Here is a 16,599-nt window from a genome sequence, read left to right as displayed (position 1 = left end):
GAACGAATCCGGGGAGCTCTCGACCTTGTTGAATGGTTACGGGCCCTTCACTGCTGCTCGAAACCTCAGGGCTTCCCGTTCAAGGAAAGCTAGAGGTTGCGAGAGCGGGCAACAGCGGTCGTAGCAGAACTACTAGACGGTAGCTGCTTGACGCATCTTGCTGGCATTACCAGCTTGACCGAAGGCTGTCATGCGAGCTACGCAGACTTCCTTCATTGCTTGGCGAGCAGGCTTGAGGTAATCGCGTGGGTCAAACTTCTCAGGGCTTTCAAGCAGCACCTTGCGAATCGCTCCCGTGATCGCCATACGGCAGTCGGTATCGACGTTGATCTTGCGAACGCCGCTCTTGATACCACGCTGAATTTCCTCGACAGGTACGCCGTAAGTTTGCTTCATCTTTCCACCATACTTGTTGATGATGTCCTGCAATTCCTGGGGAACCGATGAACTGCCGTGCATTACCAAGTGCGTGTTGGGCAAACGAGCATGAATTGCTTCGATTTGCTTCATGGCCAACACTTCGCCATCGGGCTTGCGAGAGAACTTGTAAGCTCCATGGCTGGTACCAATCGCTACAGCGAGCGCATCTACGCCGGTGGCTTCCACGAACTGGGCCGCTTCTTCGGGATCGGTCAGAAGTTGATCGTGCGTGAGTTGTCCAACCGCTCCGTGACCGTCTTCTTGCTCGCCTTCGCCTGATTCTAGGGAGCCAAGTACGCCCAATTCCCCTTCCACCGAGACGCCGCGAGCATGGGCTAACTTCACAACTTCCTTCGTAACTCGCACGTTGTATTCGAAGGATGCAGGAGTCTTGCCGTCTTCTTCCAGCGAACCGTCCATCATGACGGATGTGAAATTGTTCTCAATAGCACTCAAGCAGGTGGCCACGCTATTGCCGTGATCTTGATGCATAACGACAGGAATGTGAGGATACAACTCGGCAGCCGCTTGCATCAAATGCCGCAGATAAGCATCTTGAGAATAGGCGCGGGCGCCTCGGGACGCTTGGATGATGGCCGGAGAATCTGTCTCATCGGCAGCCTCCATGATCGCCTGGATTTGCTCCATGTTGTTTACATTGAACGCAGCTACGCCATAGTCATTTTCGGCGGCGTGATCTAGTACGACTCGCAGTGGAACCAATGCCATAGAAAGAAACTCTCCTAATGGCTCCCAAAAGCAGCCATTCAATAGTTAAGGAAGAAAGACAAGTGATTTAACGTGTCGATTATCAACCTTAGCCCGCAGAGTGACAATCCCTGATTTCCCTGCCCCACCGGAGACTCCCGGATTTTGCCGAGCAGCTGCCACCTACAAGCAACCTTTGGGGACTTCTCAGCCTAGGCTCCATCCTAGCAAATGCACAGTTCAGCACGTTGGAACGTTGTTTTCACCTTCGTTTTCCACAGAATACGATCCACCCCGAATCGGCCGGTAGCCTGATCGCAGTCTCCTTACGGATAGGTTCGCCGTCTCAAGAGCGACTCCAGCATTACGCGCAGGAACGGCCCGCTAATCACTCTTAGCGGCCCGCTTCACTCCGTGCCGAAGTGTAGGTTCTCCCGCCCAAGATACCGCGCTCCGGCGGATTGCAATCTCAACCAGCCGCTAAGCGGGGGCGTAGGCCTTGCGGGGCACTCCCCAAGAGAGCGGTGACTCCCCCTCAGTCCGAGCCCCCCGCTGCTCCACTCCTGGACTTCCCAGAAGACTTCCAGAATACAGTGACGCCTTTCGGGCCGAGTCCTACCCAATTCAACTCTCGCATGGCCGCCTTCACGCCAATTCGGCACAACTATCGAGACGGGGGCTCGACGGCCGCTGGCTGGAACCGCTGCAGATCAGGTAGCTCGACGTGCACTCCCACAGCTGGCACTTCGATGCCGGTCGACCATACGACCCCGTTAATAATCACCTTGCGAAGTGCGTCCACTTGCCAATTTTTATAAAAGTGCGGCATGACAATTGCCATTCCCCGGCCCCCATCGCTGCGTTGTACGGACCAAGCGATCACTTCTTTCTGGGGAGATTCAGGAGGAAGCATACTGGTCAGCAATGGAGTCACATTGGGAGCGATTCCATCGGGTCCGAAATAGTTCTTAATGTAGGGCTCGTCATGAATGGAAAAGGGCTGGCAGCCGCGCAACACCGGGTGCTGGGGAGATTCCAATACGATATCCGCCTGTTCGTATATTCTTGCGATCCCCTGGTGATGCACACACCGAGTCGCAAAGTACCCTCCCATCCAGTTCAGCAAGGGATGGGATCCATCATCAGGCATTTGGCCGGCCGTCAGTCCGGTGGCATAGTGGAAGCAGACAATCCCGCAACCTCGCTCCATCATGATGCCCAATTCTCGCATGTTCGATTCGATATCCTCCATTTCTGCGAGAGGAAATCGGTCACCAGAGAAGACCACTGACCGGTATTTGTCGAGCGATTTGCTGTCCTTCGGCCAGCCCTCAACCACATCTACGGAGAAACGGCCGATCCCGGTTGCGTATTCCAGGCAATACTCAATGACACGCCCTCCGGCTGCTACCTCGTGTGTTCCCGGAGGATGGCTGCTTGGCCCTACCACCACCAGAACCGCGGTTGGGGCCGCAGCATGCAGCAAACAACTGGCATTCCAGACGATCAGGCCCAAGGTGAAACACGGCCAATAGCCAGATTTACTCAGAATCCGATTCAGAGGCTTCAGCATGGAAAATTCCTACTAGGCGGGTAGTTTGGGCCCCTGCAACCTTAACACCAGGAGCCACCCAACAGCCGAATGGGTTGGCCCTGAGCAGGCAAAGGGTGGTAGATTATCAGTGGAATCGCTCACTCTCGAAACGAGCAGAAGCGGACTGCCCCCAGTTCTAACCGATTTGGGAACTCGCCGCAGAAAATCGCGTCAGTCCTCTTAGAGCTTTTTTCAAGGCAAAACTTTTCAGATCGACTTCGGAGCTAGCTATGCGGCGCTTTGTCCCTTTTCCTGTCCTCGCCTGTATGGCCGCAGCCCTGCTGACTGCTATCGCCATGGCTGTTCAAGCCCCTTCCACTGCGGAGCGTTTTGAGTCTGCAGAAAAGCTGTTTGCGGATCACAATTACAAAGAGGCTGGCGAGGCTTACCGTGATGTCCTGCGTTCGTCAGACGCGCAACCTGCTCGCGTCGTTCAAGCGATGACGCAACTTGAACAGTGTCGCAACCAACTCGGCGAGGTGCACTTTGTCGATTCCGACTTGCGAACCGCCGTCGAGATCCATGGAAGGGCCTATCAAGTACTCGATACCGCTGCCGAAATCCTCCTCCGCAGCATCCCCTATGGGACGGTGGCAGACCAGGAATTCTCTCGGGGGCATGGGCGCGGCTACGCCGGGCGTGGTGGGGCAGGTGGAATGGGAATATCCGTGGGCGAACAGGATCGTCTCCAGGCCCTCAAGTGGCGACACCGCGCCTTGGAACTTGCCTCCCAAGCAGATTCGACGATCGAACCAGCAGAATTGGCCAAACTGCATCTTCGATTTGCCGAAACACTCTTACACAATCGCGACACTCGCCAAGCTTGGCGCTTGCAAGCTCTCACCGACCTTACGGCCGAGCCCGACTATTTGGACTTCGACAGTGCAGGTTACGGGCCAGCCCGCTATGCCCCTGTTGATGCATCGGGCACGCCGGTGTTCTACGACCTGCCCGAAAGCTTAGGCACGGCCGCGAGCGATGGCGCGCGTTTCCGCTGGGCACTAGCGCAGGCAGAGCGAGCTCCCCAGGTTGCTCCTCAGGCGAGCTTGCAATGGGCTCAGTTTCTGTCAGGACAATTTTCCGTCGAAACTCTGCAGGCCGAACAATGGATCTTCAGAGGCGGCAACAACGATGCGGAAGAGATCCAGACGAAGCGTTTGTCGCTCCATACATTGGAAGAAAGTGAAACCCTCGCCCGTTTGGCCAATGGCATCCAACGCATTGAGCTCCCCGATGACTTCAACGCGATCCGCGTCTATCAAAAACTGTCAGCTCCCAACGTGGACGATCAAAGAGTTGCAGAAGAGGCGTTATCGAAATTGGTTCAAATTTTCCTGAATCGGCGGCAGTATCCGAAAGCGGCGGAACTTCTGCGAGACAGTATTTCTCGCTTCGACAACAATCCAGAAGTGCGACAACAACTGCTCGACAGTATTGTTGAACCACGGCTTGCCTTTGATCCGGTCCCGAGTCAGGTTGCTGGTGAGCCAGCCAAGCTAAGCGTACTCTTCCGCAATACCAATACGATTTCGCTATCCGCCAGGCGAGTCGACTTGGAAAAACTCATCACGGATACCAAGCAGTATTACCGGAATTTTACAAATCAGGACCGCAACCAATTCGGAGGTCTCAAGGGAGTCTACCCTCCTCAGCTTTCGGTGCCATCCAATTTGTTTGAAGGACAAATTGCTGAAAAATATCTTATCGATGCTCCGGTGAAGTGGCAGACCGAAGTTGAATCGCGGGAGAATCACTGGGACCGGCGTCAAGCGATTGACACCCCCTTAAAAAAGGCCGGCCTATATCTGATCGAGGCCGACGTTAACGACAAGGCGCATCTAGCCCGTTGCTTACTTTGGATTCAAGATACCATCGTAATTCGCAAGCCACTAGCAGGAGAATGGCTTCTGGACGTGGTAGATGCAACGACCGGAAAACCCATCGCAGGCGCGAACCTCGAGTTCTTCGGCTTCGGGCACAAGAATAATACCCCTCCGTCTCAAGCACGCCGCTATAACACTGAGAATCGTGCTCAAAAGACAAACTCGGAAGGGCAAGCCCGCGTCCGGCTCGACGGCAATTTGCAATGGCTCACGGTCGCCCGCACTGCGGATGGACGTCTCGCCTTGCTCGACTTCCAACACATCTGGCTTCGCAACAACTACCAGTTGCAGACACTTTCACAAGCTAAAGCTTACGGAGTTACCGATCGCCCCCTATATCGTCCGGGCGACACCGTGAAGGCCAAATTCTGGGTGGCTCAGACCGTCTATGGAGACGAAGCAGCTCCTCCCCTGGCCCATCGTTCAATCAGCTTCCATGCCTACGATGCACAAGGCAACCAAGTCTTCGCCAAGGCAGTTACCAGCGATGAGTTTGGAGCGTGCGACGTTGAATTTGAGCTCCCTAAAACAACGTCACTCGGAACCTATCGATTTTCGGTCGAGTCCATCGACCCGGCCAACGGTGTTCCACGACTTGACTTGCAATCCAATGCCGTTTTTCGAGTGGAAGAATACCGCAAGCCCGAGTTCGAAGTCAAAGTCCTATCACCTCAAGAGCCGGTAGCACTCGGCGACACGATCTCGGCACGCATTCAGGCCAAGTACTATTTCGGAGCCCCCGTCACCGATGCTGTGGTCAATGTAAAAGTCGAGCGCAGCACTTATCGAGATAATTACTATCCGGTTCGCCCCTATGACTGGTGCTACGACCCCGGTTACTGGTGGTTCGCAGAGGACTACATCTGGTATCCCGGTTGGAAGGGCTGGGCGGGCTGCGTTTCGCCTTTTCCATGGTGGTACCCGCGTTATGGCAATGAGCCGCCGGAACTGGTTTTGGAGCAAGAGTTGAGTTTGGATGGGAGCGGAGAAGCGACCGTTGAGATTGACACCTCACTGGCCAAAGCGTTGTACGGGGACGAGGATCATGAATACACGATCTCCGTCGATGTACGAGACTCCTCGCGGCGAACGATATCCGCTGTAGGAAAGACCATTGCTTCGCAGGCTCCCTTCAAGGTCTACACTTGGGTGGATCGTGGATACTACCAAGTAGGCCAGCGTATCGACGCGAGCTTTCAAACACAAATGCTCGACGGAACCGACGTGGAAGTCACTGGCACGCTTGAATTAATGCACATCACCTACGATGAGGCGGGCACTCCTAGCGAGCGTAGTGTTTATTCTGCAGCGGTAAAGACCGATGCGAATGGATTTCTGACACACCCGCTGACGGCTGCAGACGCTGGTCAGTACCGCATACGCACTCGCTTTAAAGGGCCGGGCACCAGCGAAGTGGAAGGTGGTTACATTCTGACCGTGCGTGGTGAAGGTTCGACCGACAGTGATTTTCGCTACAACGCTTTGGAGCTGACTCCCGATTTGCCCCACTATGCGGCTGGAGATAAAGTGCGATTGCTTGTGGCCTCAGAACATGCAGATGCCCGAGTCGTTTTGTTTGTACGTCCCTCTGAAGGAGTTTATCCGCAGCCACAGATTGTGCAGCTCATGGGGAAAACCGCTGTGGTTGAGATCCCGGTGCTTGGCAGCGACCAGCCAAATTTTTTCGTGGAAGCCTACACCGTTTACGATGGCAACCTGCATTCGGCCACCAGAGAGATCATTGTTCCTCCGGCGGACCGTGTATTGAATGTCGAGATGAACGCGGACAAAGCGGAGTACCTTCCCGGTGAGGAGGCGCAAGTTTCGATTGTTGTGACCGATCCCGACGGCCACCCGGTCTCGGGTTCCTGTGCCATCGCGGTCTACGATCGTTCCCTCGAACAAATCGCCTCCGACGTACTCCCACAAGACATTCGCGAGTTCTTTTGGAAATGGCGACGGCAGCACTCACCACAACAATCGTCCAACGCTGAGCTCGTCAGTCGCCCCCTGTCGATCCACGACATTTATCCGCTGCAACCTCTCGGAATATTTGGCAACTCAATCGCGGACGATGGGGAATCGATGAGCGACGGACTCGCTCGGGGCTTGGGGCTAGGTGGCGGTGCCCCAGGCGGGCGACTGTTCGGCACCAGTGATTTTGGTGGAGCGATGGGAGGCGGCTACGGTGGATTTGCTCCCATGAGTGCTATGAGCATGGACGCTTCAGCCGGCATGCGTATGGAGAAGAGCGGAGGCATGGGAGGCGGAGTTGCCGCAACGCCCCCAGCGACTGCAGCGACTCCCGCCATTCGCAAGGACTTTGCCGATTCCGCTCTGTGGTTGTCCGCGGTGACCACCGATTCCCAAGGGCGGGCAATGGCCAAATTTAACATGCCCGAAAATCTTACCGGCTGGCGGATGAAAAGCTGGGCAGTGGGACACGGGACCAAGGTCGGAAGTGGGCAGACCGAGGCAGTGACTCGCAAACCGCTGCTCATCCGACTGCAAACGCCTCGCTTTGTCGTGGAAAGAGATCAAGTGGTGATCTCGGGGATCGTCCATAACGACCTGCCGACAGCCCAAGAAGTTCAAGTTCGCCTGGAGATTGATGGGGAGACGCAGATAGAATTTGCCGACAGAGAGACCAGAGTAAGAACGGTGACGATCGGCGCCCATGAGCAGGCTCGCGTCGACTGGCGACTCAACGCCTTGGCGGAAGGCACGGTTGCCCTGACCGCTATTGCAACATCTGGCGACGCTTCCGATGCGATGCAGCTCAAGCTACCAGTCCTGGTCAATGGCATCCTGAAAACGGATGCCGTGGCAGGTACGGTTCGCGGCGACCAAGCGAGCAACTCCGTTAGCATTGCTATCCCAGCACAGCGGCGTATCGAACAATCCAAATTTACGGTGCGTCTCAGCCCGTCGCTGGCTGCGGCCATGGTCGACGCACTCCCCTACATGGCTGAGTATCCCTACGGCTGTACCGAACAGACGCTCAACCGCTTCCTACCCTCGGTAATTACGCAACAGATTTTGCAGAAGATGGGGGTTGATATGGCTAGTCTCAAAGACCGCCGAGCCAACCTCAATGCGCAGGAGCTGGGCGATCCCGCATCGCGCGCGTCGCAGTGGAAGCGGTTTGATCGAACAGCCGTCTTTGACGAACAACTCGTCGATGAAATGGTGGCTGCCGGCATCCAGCGATTGACCGACATGCAATGCAATGACGGGGGCTGGGGCTGGTTCAGTGGTCCTAGAGAATTTAGCACCGCCCACACTACAGCAACTGTGGTACGAGGTCTGCTGATTGCTCAACAGAATGGAGAGGCCATCGTGCCCGACGTGCTGCAACGAGGGCTGCAATGGCTTGCGACCTATCAAACCAATGAGCTTTTGAAACTTAAGAATTGGTCGGATAAGACCCACCCCTTCAAGGCGCATCCCGACAACTTGGACGCGCTCGTCTTCCACACTTTAGTCCTTGGAAAAGAGCAAGCCACTGAAGCCAACTCAGAGATGCAACAGCGGTTGTACGACTCGCGCGGCCACTTAAGCGTCTACGGCATGACGCTATTCGCCTGGGCCACACATGCCCTCGGGAATTCGGAACAGACCTCCATGCTCCGACGCAATATCGAGCAATTCCTCGTACAGGACGCTGAAAACGAAACCGCCTTCCTGAAGAACGATGCAAGTTGGTGGAACTGGTACGGCAGCTCCATCGAGGCCAATGCGTTGTATCTTAAGCTGCTGGCTGCGACCGATCCACAAGGACAGACAGCCCCGCGAGTCGTCAAGTACTTGCTGAACAATCGCAAACATGCAACGTACTGGAACAGCACCCGCGATACCGCCTTGGTGGTTGAGGCATTCGGAGACTACCTAACCGCCTCGGGAGAAAACCAGGCGAACATGTCCGCCGAAGTCTATCTGGGAGGCAAACGACTCGGCCGAGTCGATTTCACTCCCGAAAACTTGTTCAGCGTCGATAATACGATTGAGATTCATGGGAATGCGGTCCCGGCTGGTACCCATCAGCTAGAAATTCGTCGTAGCGGAGAGGGAAACCTTTACTGGAACGCCTACTCCACTAATTTCACGTTGGAAGAAGAAATTGAGGCAGCGGGGTTAGAAGTCAAGGTTGAACGTCGCTACTACCGACTCGACCCTGTCCAGAAAGATTTACAGATTCCCGATGCCCAAGCTGGAGTGCTTGACGCGAAGAAATCAGGCTACAACCGTGTTCTACTGGACGATCTTCAAACAGTGGAAAGCGGCGTGTTGGTGGAAGTTGAATTGCTGGTCGAAAGTAAGAACGATTACGAATACATCCTGATCGAAGATCGCAAGCCCGCGTGCCTTGAAGCAGTCGAATCCCAAAGTGGATATTTTTATTCCGGGGGGCTGCCCATCTATCGTGAGTTCCGCGATACACACATCGGCCTCTGCATTCGCCAGCTTCCCCAAGGCAACTACTCGCTGCGTTACCAGTTCCGCAGTGAAACGCCGGGTACCTTCACGGCCCTGCCAGCGACGATTCAGGGCATGTACGCTCCCGAGTTAGCCGGCAACAGCCGAGACTTTGATGTCATCGTCACCGATGAGCAGCAGAATTGAAGTGGCACGCGAAGTCCGCGCGGTCGGCTCCAATGTCCAGCCGCCGCGTGGGGTCGCGTGCAGTAGGTTGTAAAATCGCAACCCGCTGCGTGCGAGGACTGGTAACTTCCGCTGCCAAGTGATGGGCAAAGCTACCGCACGGAAAGCTCCCAACCCCACCTACGTCAACTTGTCGTCACAGGGTGGGTAACGGACCGGTCGAGCTTGCAAGCAAGCGATAGTCTCTTCCATCCTTGCTCACCGGGCTGTTGAAATAGTAAGCCGCCGCGTGAGCAAGGATAGGTGGTCGCCACTACAGGGCGATTAGGGGTGCGACCTACACGTCAAAACTCAAGGCGCTATTAAATCAACAGCCCGTCACGCGGCGGGTTGAGATACTCTCACGCGGCGGCGATTGGGACAGGGCGTTGAAGGTTGCTTGGATCTGTTGAGGCTATTCCGTGGCGGTAGCAGCTTCAACCACGCTGTAGCTGCAACTACATTTCCTTGCTCACGCGGCGGGTTGCGATACTCTCACGCGGCGGCGATTGGGACAGGGCGTTGAAGGTTGCTTGGACCTGTTGAGGCTATTCCGTGGCGGTAGCAGCTTCAACCATGCTGTAGCTGCAACTACATTCCCTTGCTCACGCGGCGGGTTGCGATACTCTCACGCGGTGGGTTGCGATATTGCGAGATCACAATCGCACTATTGCGTCTACCATCCTAGCTCAAGGGCGGGTGCAAGTCCCAGTTAATACCGGGGGTACACGCCGCCGGTACCGAGCTGCGATTGAGAAAGAAGCGTTGCTGAGCGAACCATCCGCGGTGCAAGCGAGCGGGACCGGCCGCGAACACTTCGGTGCCCCGGACCAACGAGATATCGATCCTCTCGACGCCTTCCTCCGCGAGCCCTAGTAATCGGATTGGGCGCCGCGCAATCGGGAGCGTAGATCTTCGTGGACCTTAGCGGCGGGCATCAGCTGAAGTAGTTCACGCTGCTCTTCGCTCAAGGCTTTAAAGGGTCTCCGCAGATCTTCCTGGCCTGCGAGCGTTGCACTGGACAGATCCCCGGGTGATTGGACAACGGAGGTAACCCACAGATAGAGTGCATTGCGGCGCGTTGTGGGGTCTGCAATTTCGAGCAACAGCTTCCGGGCGGGAGCCGATAGACGCCTTTGAATTAAGTCTTCGACGTCAATTTGCGTAACCAGTGAATTGGCTTCATCTGCACGCGAGAGCTCTTCAAAAATCCGCTGCTCGATCCATTCGGAATACAGGGTAAAGGCGCCGCCATTGGGATCGGCGAGAATTTTGGTACTCAGATCATCGAGCCACTGCTGGATGGCAAAATAGTCACTGATGCTGAGAACATAGTTAAAGGCGGCCTCTTTGTTCGCCTGCTGTCGGATGAGGGCCATTTGCTCGTCAAGCGGCTGGTTGCCCAGTTCTTGTGGGAAGCGAGCGGGTGCAGTCGAAAGTAGTATTTCGTAGTTGCGAGCGCATTCGAACAACTCGGCGGCCCGTTCCGGCTGGGACAGAATATAGTCTGCGATTGCTAGAATCCGTTGGCGTTCGCCGGGTGGCAGGGCATTGAATTCCTTCGCGCGAGCTTCCAATTGCCCACGAGCTTTGACATCTAACTCCTCGATCCATTGCTCGCGTTCTTCGACCTGTAAAGGCAATTCAGACTGCACCATCAGCGCCACGCTACTGGGCTTGCCGAGCTGAGACAGATTGTCGATGCTCGTTAAGCCTTCCAGGAATTCTGGTGACGGAATGTTTTTTAGAGAATAGTATTCGACTAAGACATGGAGATTATTGAGGACGGCGGTGCGTTCTCCATTGGCCGTCGAGCGGCTAACGCTCGCTCCGGCCAGCAGAGCCAGCAGGCACGCCAATCCGAGAATCCTCCAGCGTTGGACAGCCAGCCAGCTGATCCAGGAACGCGACTCCTTGTCCACCGCTAGTGCCACCATCTCGATGGTGGACTGGGCCAGCACAGGATTGGGCTGCACCTCGGGCAGCTCCCCCAACAAGTCCCATGTATTGCGTAATGTGCGGACGCGGTTTTGCAGGCTGGCGTCGGACTCGAGAGCGGACTCTATGACGCTTGCTTCGGGCGCAGGCAGTTCACCATCGAGGAATGCAACGAGGCTTTCATCATCGAATTCAATGGGCATTGTCATGATTCGCATCGACCTCCTGTACTAAATCGATAATTGGGCCATCAAGCATCCGTGGACTGATCTTGGCCTGGTAGGTGTCCTTGTTCGACGTAGGGCTCGAGCAGCACTTTGAGGTTCACTCGCGCGCGGCTCAACAAGGACTTGACGGCCTGCACCGTCAACTCCATCGCATCGGCGATTTCTTGATAACTCAAGCATTCAAATCGACTCAGCATGAGCGCCATGCGTTGGCGTTCGTTGAGAGCTTCGATGGCGGTTCGCACCATGTCGGCTCGTTCCATTTTATCCAATTTGCGAACCGGCATCATTCCCGTCGACGCCATGGCCATCTGGTCGATACTAAACACCGCAGAACTGGCGGCATCCCCTTGTGGCGTCTGGAATTCTTTGCGTCGCTTTCGGTCTCGAATGGCATTGCTGGCTACGTTGTGTGCGATGTGAAAGATCCAAGTTGAAAGTTTGGCTGTCGGCTGGTAGTTCTTGCGAGCGCGCCATACACGCAGGAATACATCTTGCACCAGATCCTCGGCAACGGAATCCGAACTGACCAAGTGCCGCAAAACACGGCGCAAACGAGGCTCAAAGGCTACCACGAGCTCCTGAAAGGCCATCGCATCCCCCTCTTGCACGCGCAGCATCAAATCGACGTTGGGATCCCCCTTGGCCGCTACCTTTCCTTTTTCGACATGGTCGCTCAAGCTTATTTTGCATCAATCTTCTAGAGTAACTGCAATATTGCTCCATGTTCGCCGCGTCGGCCGAGTTGCTCCGTCTAGCGGCCTCCCATTCGAGACAATGGATCAGCCTCAAGTTTATGTCGTCAGGACCTGCTTATCTAGCGGTTAGACTGCAATTCGGGAACCACTTGGAACCCCAGCCAGCCTACACCGCCTTAACAATGAACCCAAATAGGGTTACGATGTTCCGGTTTTCCTTACCTCGCAATCTCCATAATTTCGCTCGCCCGCTCACCTCCAGGGGAGCATCCTGCGTGAGAACGGGGGGGAGGGCAACCGCGAAACAGTTCGTCCCCTTGCAATGAATAGTTTGTCGATGAAAGCTTTCGCATCGGTAGTTCGCGGTTCAGCTTCGGAGAAAAAGTACGAACTCGACGCCAACCAGCCGATCCGAATTGGTCGTGGCAATGGTTGCCAAATCCATCTGTCGGACCCACTCAGCTCTCGCACCCATGCGATTATTAGCTACGAAGATAATCAGTGGATTGTATCTGACGCAGACAGCCGCAATGGGACCCTGGTCAATACCAAGAAGATTTCGCAATACCGACTTTCTAGCGGAGATCGAATTCAGATTGGCTCGAGTGAACTTCTGTTTGAGATCCCCCCCCAGGATGACTCTGACACTTCCGAGCAAACATTGCTGCTCGAAGCTCAAATCTCCCGCGAGGGAAGTGCCCTGCCATCGCTGAGTCAGGGATTCCAGTTGAACCGCAACCAGGACATCCTCGACCTGTACCAATTGAGCATTTGTTTGATTCGTTGCAGTTCCCCCAGCGAAGTGGCTGCAACCGGACTTGAAATCCTGCGTCTACGGACCCAGTCCACAGCGGTTGGATTCTTGTGGGTGGACGACCAGGGCGGCTTAAAACCCCAGCTCATCCTGCCTCCCGATCTCTCGCATCGCATACGCCTCAACCCCAAGCTGACCGAGCGGGTGAGTCGCGATCAGAAAGCGGTATGGATCAAGGACCGCATCTCCAGCTCCGCCAAAGGCAGCGGTTTTGCCGACGCAATCTGCGTCCCGCTGCTCAACGAAGACCAAGTCATGGGTGCGATCCACCTCTATCGTGAAGAGGGAAAGTTTGACCAAGCACACTTCGACTTCGCTATTTCCGCCAGCAACATGCTCTCGGTGGCCCTGCAAAGCAGCCGTGCCCAGGCCAGCCTGACAGCCGACCATCAACGCCTCGTCCAACGCTCCGGCGACTTTTCCGAGCTGCTCGGGAATTCATCGGGCATGCAACGACTCAAGGACCGGGTGGCCCGCGTGGCTCGAGCCAGCGGATGTGCCTTGGTCCGCGGCGAGAGCGGGGTCGGCAAAGAGCTCGTCTCACGCGCTGTCCATCGCCTAAGCCTTCGGAAGGATCGTCCACTACTGTGCGTGAACTGCGCTGCAATCCCTGAAGATCTGATGGAAAGCCAACTGTTCGGACACCGCAAAGGGGCCTTCACGGGAGCCGACAGCGATCACGCCGGCTGGTTCCAACAAGCCCACACCGGGACGCTGTTCCTAGACGAAGTTGGTGAATTGACCCTCGAAGGCCAGGCCAAGTTACTCCGCATCCTCGAAGGGCACCCCTTCATGCCAGTCGGAGATACGAAAGAGGTCACCGTTGATGTCCGGGTTATCGCCGCCACGAATCGCGATCTCCGCGAATACGTCCGCGACAAGAAGTTCCGTGAAGACCTGTACTATCGACTGAGCGTGTTTGAATTGCAAGTTCCCCCTCTGCGCGAGCGCGAAGCCGATATCGAGATGTTGATCGACCATTTTCTCGGCCACTTTACGGCACAGCATGGTCGCCCCAGCCTGAAGCTGTCCGCCGCAGCTCGAAAAATGATGCTATCCTACAACTGGCCAGGCAACGTGCGACAGCTGAGAAATGCGATCGATAGCGCCGTCGTCCTCGCAGCATCGTCTGAAATCGAGCCTTGCGATCTGTCGCTGCGCGACGTTTCTTCGGATCAATTCGACAGCCTACGAATCGACATTTGGGAGGAGCGTTTGATCAAGGAGGCTCTTCAACGGACTGAAAACAATATCGTGGATGCCGCTAAACTCCTGGGGATTAGTCGAGCGACCCTCTATCGAAAACTTGAGCAATACAATATCGAACGCTAGGCCATGAGCTCGAGCTCAGCGGTGCGCCCGACGACCTTCCGTCGGCGGTATGCACCCGTTCGCTACCTCTAAACTCTTAACTGCAAACATAAAGTTCGGATTCATGACTGCAACCGTGTTGGATGGAAAATCTACAGCCTCCGATTTGCGTGAGACCATTGCTGAAGAAGTCCACCAATGGCTCGAGCAAGGCCATGCTAGACCAACATTGGCGGCCGTTCTGGTGGGTGACGATCCCGCCAGCCAAGTCTACGTTCGAAATAAAGAGCGGGCCTGCGAAAAGGCCGGTATGCACAGTCGACTGATTCGCAAGCCGGCCGATACCACCACCGCGCAACTCTTGGAATTACTCCAGGAACTCAACGGTGATCCTGCTGTGCACGGAATTCTCGTTCAGCTACCGCTGCCGGCCAGCATCAATACGCAACAGGTTCTCGATGCTGTCAGCCCGCTCAAAGACGTCGACGCCTTTGCACCCGAAAACGTGGGGCTCCTGGTCCAGGGACGCCCTCGCTACCTCCCCTGTACCCCGCATGGTGTCATTCAACTGCTGGTAAAATACGGACTCGAGTTCGCGGGGAAGCATGTCGTCATCGTGGGACGCAGCGATATTGTCGGTAAGCCACTGGCCAATATGATGGTGCAGCGCGATCTGGGTTTTGGTCCCCAATTCGCCAATGCGACCGTCACCCTCTGCCATTCGCAGAGCGAGAATCTGGCCGCGATCACTCGAACTGCCGACGTGCTGGTGGCCGCCGTCGGTCGCCCCTGCCTGATCACAGCAGATATGGTCAAACTGGGATCGATCGTCATCGATGTAGGAATCAACCGTGTGAATGACAAACTCGTCGGCGACGTCGACTACACACCAGTAAGCGAGCTCGCCGCTGCCATCACACCCGTTCCAGGTGGCATTGGACCGCTCACCATCGCAATGCTCCTCAGGAACACCCTTACCGCTTGCCAATTGCAAGCCCAGGGGCAGCAAGCCAAGCAACAGGGCTAGCTAGCCGCCGTCGACATTTATCATCCAATTAGTATCCGATGGAAATTGGCATTGGTGGTCGAGACTTGATGGACGAGACAACGGGTCCCTCAGACCTAGCACTTGGCGCACGCCAGGACGAACGGGCCGCGAAGCCAGCAACTTCGCTGCTCCTCACGGGCTCTCCACTTCAGCGAGCCTACAGTGCTGTTGTGCGGGGTGAGGCTCACCGCGCATCGACACCGGTAAACCGCACCTGCAAACTTAGACCTGCAACTTACAAAACCGGGTCTTTGCGGGAGAATTCCGTACGAGGGCACCGCGGTGCGCATTGGGGTCGACCATCATGATGCTCGCGCTGCGCCCAAATTTAAACGCGAAAAAACCACGCGATCACCAACCTGCCGCGTTTAGCGGTGGCCTGGCAGGTTTGCTTTCGCAGCAGTCGCGACGGCCCGCAAATCTAAGACGGCCGGCTTCTGGGCAGTTCCCGTACTGGGCTCATCCATCCATTTCCTCAATCGCGTCAATTTCTCACCCGGCTGAGGTTCCCCCGACGCTTCATTGGTAGGCGCATGGCCCCAAATGATCTCTCTGGATCGATCTCGCGTGGCCAAAATCAGAATCCAGGGGCTGGCCCCGCCCGAGCGCAGATCTTGATAGACATTGATCCGCTCGAGCCCCCAACGCTCTCGCTCAGGCTCTAAGAACTCGCACAACTTGAGAGCTTCAATGATCCTGGCATCCCCAAAGGGCTTACCGACTTCGCCCGCCGAGCGCACATCTTCGGCATAAATGAGAAAGTGCTTGAGAACCTGCTGCTCCTCGAGATCTTGTGCCGGCAGCAGCACTCCCATGCTGTCGATCGGGAAGAAGTAGACCAGTGCCTCATTCGAATTCGGCTCCCCGGCCGCCTGTGGAGCGGTGTAGTTCGGCAAATGCACCATCGCCGCTGGTCGGCGATAGATCAAATTCACGGCGACTTTCGCTCCCGTTGATTTCGTGACCCGTGACGCCGACTTCACCCAGTGATGCGCTTCAAAAGCTTGAGCAATCGTCGCTGTGGCGTGAGGATCGAGCAGAGAAACATCCTCCAGCTTGGAGTCTCGAAATACTTCCTGAGCCACGTTGGCCTTGATCCACGCGGGCTGATCGGTCACCGTCAGATTTTCCAGGCGCAGGTTGTACAAAGCATGATCAAGGTGCTCAGCTCCATAGTAGTACCACCCGAAATAGCCAAGAAATAGCAGCGGAATGACTGCAAACATCAATGCTCCACCCGGAACGCGTTTGATCACGTTGGCAAAGCTGAATTGATTTCCTTTCGGTGTGGACGGAGTGCCCATGATTATTTTCTCG

Annotated in this window: 8 protein-coding genes; 3 read left to right on the top strand and 5 right to left on the bottom strand. The window is 55.7% G+C overall.

The window, feature by feature from the left end; genetic code table 11:
• Positions 1 to 132: 132 nt before the first annotated feature.
• The gene (gene fba / locus Q31a_RS11675) at positions 133 to 1,149 is read right to left on the bottom strand and encodes a class II fructose-bisphosphate aldolase (RefSeq protein ID WP_145077741.1); all 1,017 of its coding nucleotides are present in this window, start codon (positions 1,147 to 1,149) and stop codon (positions 133 to 135) included.
• A gap of 643 nt (positions 1,150 to 1,792) precedes the next feature.
• Positions 1,793 to 2,701: a ThuA domain-containing protein gene (locus Q31a_RS11670; protein ID WP_145077739.1), complete on the bottom strand. Its 909-nt coding sequence runs from the start codon at positions 2,699 to 2,701 to the stop codon at positions 1,793 to 1,795.
• Positions 2,702 to 2,952: 251 nt separating this feature from the next.
• Here Q31a_RS11670 and Q31a_RS11665 point away from each other — a divergent pair, with 251 nt between their 5' ends.
• Positions 2,953 to 9,228, top strand: a complete 6,276-nt coding sequence (locus Q31a_RS11665; protein WP_145077737.1) for an alpha-2-macroglobulin family protein — start codon at positions 2,953 to 2,955, stop codon at positions 9,226 to 9,228.
• 890 nt (positions 9,229 to 10,118) lie between these two features.
• Here Q31a_RS11665 and Q31a_RS11660 read toward each other — a convergent pair.
• Positions 10,119 to 11,402 carry an anti-sigma factor family protein gene (locus Q31a_RS11660; protein WP_145077736.1) on the bottom strand — a complete coding sequence of 428 codons (1,284 nt, stop codon included), beginning with the start codon at positions 11,400 to 11,402 and terminating at the stop codon, positions 10,119 to 10,121.
• A 32-nt stretch (positions 11,403 to 11,434) separates the two neighbouring features.
• Positions 11,435 to 12,091, bottom strand: coding sequence for an RNA polymerase sigma factor (locus tag Q31a_RS11655; protein ID WP_231691161.1), 657 nt, complete (start codon positions 12,089 to 12,091; stop codon positions 11,435 to 11,437).
• A 355-nt stretch (positions 12,092 to 12,446) separates the two neighbouring features.
• Between Q31a_RS11655 and Q31a_RS11650 the strand changes: the two genes are divergently transcribed.
• Together Q31a_RS11650 and Q31a_RS11645 are read left to right on the top strand one after the other, a co-directional pair.
• The gene (locus Q31a_RS11650) at positions 12,447 to 14,255 is read left to right on the top strand and encodes a sigma 54-interacting transcriptional regulator (protein ID WP_145077734.1); all 1,809 of its coding nucleotides are present in this window, start codon (positions 12,447 to 12,449) and stop codon (positions 14,253 to 14,255) included.
• Between the two features lie 103 nt (positions 14,256 to 14,358).
• Positions 14,359 to 15,261 carry a bifunctional 5,10-methylenetetrahydrofolate dehydrogenase/5,10-methenyltetrahydrofolate cyclohydrolase gene (locus Q31a_RS11645; protein ID WP_145077732.1) on the top strand — a complete coding sequence of 301 codons (903 nt, stop codon included), beginning with the start codon at positions 14,359 to 14,361 and terminating at the stop codon, positions 15,259 to 15,261.
• Between the two features lie 389 nt (positions 15,262 to 15,650).
• On the opposite strand, the gene Q31a_RS11640 is transcribed toward Q31a_RS11645, so the two are convergent.
• Entirely contained in the window at positions 15,651 to 16,586 is a 936-nt protein-coding gene (locus Q31a_RS11640; protein WP_145077730.1) for a hypothetical protein, read from the bottom strand.
• Positions 16,587 to 16,599 lie beyond the last annotated feature (13 nt).

The organism is Aureliella helgolandensis (assembly GCF_007752135.1).
GTDB classification, from domain to species: domain Bacteria; phylum Planctomycetota; class Planctomycetia; order Pirellulales; family Pirellulaceae; genus Aureliella; species Aureliella helgolandensis.
The sequence above is the reverse complement of the archived record's forward strand: the minus strand, read 5'-3'. Positions and strand labels throughout refer to the sequence as shown.

What these genes read in the sequence shown, in the direction of transcription:
- fba (WP_145077741.1), bottom strand. Translation starts at nt 1,149, where the DNA reads ATGGCATTGGTTCCACTGCGAGTCGTACTAGATCACGCCGCCGAAAAT.
- Q31a_RS11670 (WP_145077739.1), bottom strand. Translation starts at nt 2,701, where the DNA reads ATGCTGAAGCCTCTGAATCGGATTCTGAGTAAATCTGGCTATTGGCCG.
- Q31a_RS11665 (WP_145077737.1), top strand. Translation starts at nt 2,953, where the DNA reads ATGCGGCGCTTTGTCCCTTTTCCTGTCCTCGCCTGTATGGCCGCAGCC.
- Q31a_RS11660 (WP_145077736.1), bottom strand. Translation starts at nt 11,402, where the DNA reads ATGCGAATCATGACAATGCCCATTGAATTCGATGATGAAAGCCTCGTT.
- Q31a_RS11650 (WP_145077734.1), top strand. Translation starts at nt 12,447, where the DNA reads ATGAAAGCTTTCGCATCGGTAGTTCGCGGTTCAGCTTCGGAGAAAAAG.
- Q31a_RS11645 (WP_145077732.1), top strand. Translation starts at nt 14,359, where the DNA reads ATGACTGCAACCGTGTTGGATGGAAAATCTACAGCCTCCGATTTGCGT.
- Q31a_RS11640 (WP_145077730.1), bottom strand. Translation starts at nt 16,586, where the DNA reads ATGGGCACTCCGTCCACACCGAAAGGAAATCAATTCAGCTTTGCCAAC.